Genomic DNA, 3441 nt, shown 5'->3' with positions numbered 1-3441 from the left:
GTCTCGCAGAGGGAACTGCCTCGACAACGCGGCCATTGAGAGCTTCTTCGGTACGCTCAAGTCAGAGTTCTACTACCTCAATGAGTTCCGAGACGTCGAGGAGTTACGAACTGGCATCGACAGGTACATCAGGTACTACAATCACGACCGGATCAAGATCAAATTGCAGGGATTCAGCCCGGTCGAGTACCGAGCTCAATTTGCGAAGGCATAGTTCGTCCACCGTCCAACTTCTGGGGTTCAGTTCATTCGTTAGGTGGACACGATACTCCCAAGAGCCTTACCGATCCTCAAGATGGGTTGCCAAGCCGCTTACGCTGAATCTTGTTTCCAGGCTGCAATGGACTCTAGGCTGTCCCAGTAGGAAACTGTGATTCCCAGTTTTTCCCTCGCTGACTCCACGCCCAGAAATCCGGGTTGTTTCGCTGCAGCCTCAACCATCGCATCGGCCATGTCTCCATACCCGTCATCTCCGCTGGTGCGGATGGACGTGAATATCACCGCGTAATAGGGAGTGGCTCTCGTCTTTGCAATGGACATCGTTACCTCCGCTCATAAATGGTATACCATTATGCCAGATTATTGGGGTGAACGAATATGGAACGAAAACCAGATTCGACGGCTGACGCGGTTGCCGCGTCGCTCCGCGAACTGATTGCGATTGGCGAGGTGGTCGATGGAACGCGGCTGGTGGAGCGTGAATTGGCCGACAGATTTGCCGTTAGCAGAATCCCTCTGCGGGAAGCGCTGCAGAAACTGGAGTCCGAGGGGCTCATCGAGATCAACAGGAACCGTGGCGCAGTGGTTCGGACACTAACCCCCATCGATGTGGAGGAGATTTACAGCCTGCGCATGCTGCTTGAGGGTGACGCGATCTATCGTGCGGTCAAACATATGGACGACGAGACGCTGGCCCGTGTCGAACTCGTCCATCGTCTGCTTGGAGAAGCAAAGACACGAGAGAAGCAAGGTGAACTCAATCGGGAGTTTCACGAACTTCTCTACGCCCCTTGCGGGAATGCGCGCCAGCTCAAGTCGATACGAGACTTACGCAGCCAGGTGGAACGATACGAACGCTTGCAGTCCACATTACTCGCGGATACAAAAGCATTTCAGCATGAGCATGCAGAAATCCTTAAAGCGTGCGCGGATGGTAACGCACGCGCCGCTCGATCGATGACCGTTGAACATCTCGCATCAGCTAAGCGTATCGTCGCAAAACTAACCAAAAAAGCGCTGACACGCGGGTCACCATGAATTTTATATCGCGCGACCCGCCGCCTGATTGTCGACAATCCATATCGCAGCGTCGAACGTCCCAAAGTGGCCGGTCAGCGCCCGCTAACCGACTAAATTCCGCCAGCGTATGCGATGGGCTTTGCGTGCTGGTGTGCGCGAAAGCCCACGCTCCGTCTTCGATGTTCGCCAGCCGGGCGGACACCGGCTGTCATTTTCCTGGTCATCCTAACTGAAGAAATCCTGTTGCCAGGCTGAAGAAAAGTGATGCCTCACGCGCAGTGCTCAGGCATCCCGGGGCAGCAGTCCGTCCTCGACGAAAAACCTCCGGCGCGCCGCTTCGTCCGACGGCGCCTCCGGACCCAGCCCGCGTATGTCTGGCACGCGATCGGGCTCCATCGCAAAACACGGCAGTACCCGCGCGCGACGCTCATCCGCAAACTTCCCGCGTTCGTAGAGCAGCTGGGCCAGCCAGTCATGCACGCGATGCAGCGCGCCGTAATACCGGTCGTGCTCAAACGCATACGCATGCGCCGCAGCGTCCCAGTCTTCGTTTGCAAGCAATCGGTCGAGCAGCACTCTCACGTCGCGCAGCGTCAGGGACAGCCCGGCACCCCATGAAGGGTCGCTTGCCGCGGCCGCATCGCCGACCAGCACCACGCCGCGGTCGTAAGGATGCTCAACCCAGCTATCCGCTCCCGGATACGCCGCCAGAGGACCGACGGCGCGCGCGTGATCGAACCATTCGTGCGGCACGCCCGAGTTCGCGCACGCGGCCTGGAATTCGGCGAGGTGCGCGCTCCCGCTAACGGGGTGTGCGAGTTGCCCGGCGCAGGAAACGAAGTACGTTCGGAAACGCTGACGCCCGACAGGATAGATCAGGGAGGTCTGGCCCAGCGCCGGGCACGGGAAGTGGTGGACGGCATCCTCCGGTGCGTCGAGCCCCTCGTACAGCGCACCCGCCACTATCAGCCGTTCGGGATCCCGCTGCACAGTGAAGCCCGCGATCCTGCGCACGGTCGACCTTCGTCCGTCCGCACCCACCACGAGCCGTGCCGTTACCCGTTGATAGCCACCATCCATGCGGATCTCGGCGGCCGACGTATGGCTCACCTCGTCCGCGGGAGCAATGCCGACGATCTCCGCGCCGCGCCACACCGTGGCCCCCGAGGCCTGCGCAGCATCGAGCAGGGTGCGCTGCATCGCCGGATGGTAGAAGTTCAGACACGCGGTGTGCGCGGGGGTGGTGGCGGGAAGGTCCCGGCGATCGGTTACGCCCGGGCCCAGATAGCGCTTCCAGAAGGGCACTACGTGCGCGCCGTCGTCGAGCAGCAGGTGCTGAACGCCAAGGCTACGGGCTTCGACCACGCCCCACGGAAAGATGCCCTCACCACGAACTCGGTCCCTAAACGTTGTTTCGCGCTCCACGATGAGCGTCCGGGCGCCGGCGCCAGCCAGCGCACGGCCCAGTGTGGCGCCACCCACGCCGCCGCCTGCAATCACAATGTCGTAGCTGCCCTGTGTCATGTCGGGTCTCTGTGCTTTTCGCGCACGCGCGCAAGGGCGGCAGGAGCGCAACGCAGAGGACACACGCGGGAAGGCGTGCGCTTGCGGTGCATTGCCCGATTATGCGACTGGCATGCCGCAGACGAGCGGAATCTGGCGGAAAAGCATTCGTGGTGGGCGGGACCGGAAGGGCTCGAAACCGAAGCGGCGCTGGTTATCTAACGCAGGGGACGGGACGTCAGGTCCGCAACCATTGGACGACCCGCACACGGAGACGCTGCGCTGTGTGTCGCGCAAAGGAACGCTGAGACGGCAGCGGAGACGGCGCAACGAACCGATCAGCCGGCATGCGAAGTCGAAGGGCGGTTGGCCGTAGCCGACCCACACCAGCCGCTTGAATCTCCCGAAAGCAGACTTTCTACTACGCTACGTTAGCAACGCAACGCTGGGTGCGGTGCTCATGCCTGCGTCTCTGCATATTGCGTCAACCATTCGATGAGCATTTCGTGCACGAAGGCGCTCATGAAAATACCGAAGTGGTTCGTGTCGGGAAGAATATTGAACAAGCTTGCCGGGGATTCTCGAGCGAACAGCTTCTGCAGGCGCTGGGCATCGACGGCCTCGTCATGCTCGCCGATGACGATCATTGCGTTGCCCGCTAATTTGCGCAGATCTGAAATGTACCGGTTACGCGGGTGA

At 60.5% G+C, this 3441-nt stretch carries 4 protein-coding genes and 1 pseudogene; 2 read left to right on the top strand and 3 right to left on the bottom strand.

Going from position 1 to position 3441, the window contains the following annotated elements:
* A partial coding sequence (locus M3I53_RS37665; protein ID WP_254320160.1) for an IS3 family transposase occupies window positions 1-214 on the top strand: 214 nt, incomplete at its 5' end.
* A 104-nt stretch (window positions 215-318) separates the two neighbouring features.
* Here the strand turns inward: M3I53_RS37665 and M3I53_RS37660 are convergent.
* Window positions 319-540, bottom strand: a pseudogene (locus M3I53_RS37660) (antibiotic biosynthesis monooxygenase family protein); the annotation flags it as partial.
* 57 nt (window positions 541-597) lie between these two features.
* Between M3I53_RS37660 and M3I53_RS37655 the strand changes: the two are divergent.
* Complete coding sequence (locus M3I53_RS37655) at window positions 598-1257, top strand: GntR family transcriptional regulator (protein WP_254320784.1); 660 nt, start codon at window positions 598-600, stop codon at window positions 1255-1257.
* A gap of 264 nt (window positions 1258-1521) precedes the next feature.
* Here M3I53_RS37655 and M3I53_RS37650 read toward each other — a convergent pair whose 3' ends face one another.
* A complete protein-coding gene (locus M3I53_RS37650) occupies window positions 1522-2763 on the bottom strand; it encodes an NAD(P)/FAD-dependent oxidoreductase (RefSeq protein ID WP_254320783.1) in 1242 nt (413 codons plus the stop codon).
* Window positions 2764-3200: 437 nt separating this feature from the next.
* On the bottom strand, window positions 3201-3441 hold a 241-nt coding region (locus M3I53_RS37645), incomplete at its 5' end, for a hypothetical protein (RefSeq protein WP_254320477.1).

Origin of the sequence: Paraburkholderia sp. CNPSo 3272, from assembly GCF_024206495.1 — a bacterium.
Classification (GTDB): Bacteria; Pseudomonadota; Gammaproteobacteria; order Burkholderiales; family Burkholderiaceae; genus Paraburkholderia.
This window is presented reverse-complemented; position numbering and strand designations above follow the sequence as displayed.

Bases quoted from the DNA above. Each gene is read 5' to 3' on its own strand.
- M3I53_RS37655 (WP_254320784.1), top strand. From the start codon at position 598: ATGGAACGAAAACCAGATTCGACGGCTGACGCGGTTGCCGCGTCGCTC.
- M3I53_RS37650 (WP_254320783.1), bottom strand. From the start codon at position 2,763: ATGACACAGGGCAGCTACGACATTGTGATTGCAGGCGGCGGCGTGGGT.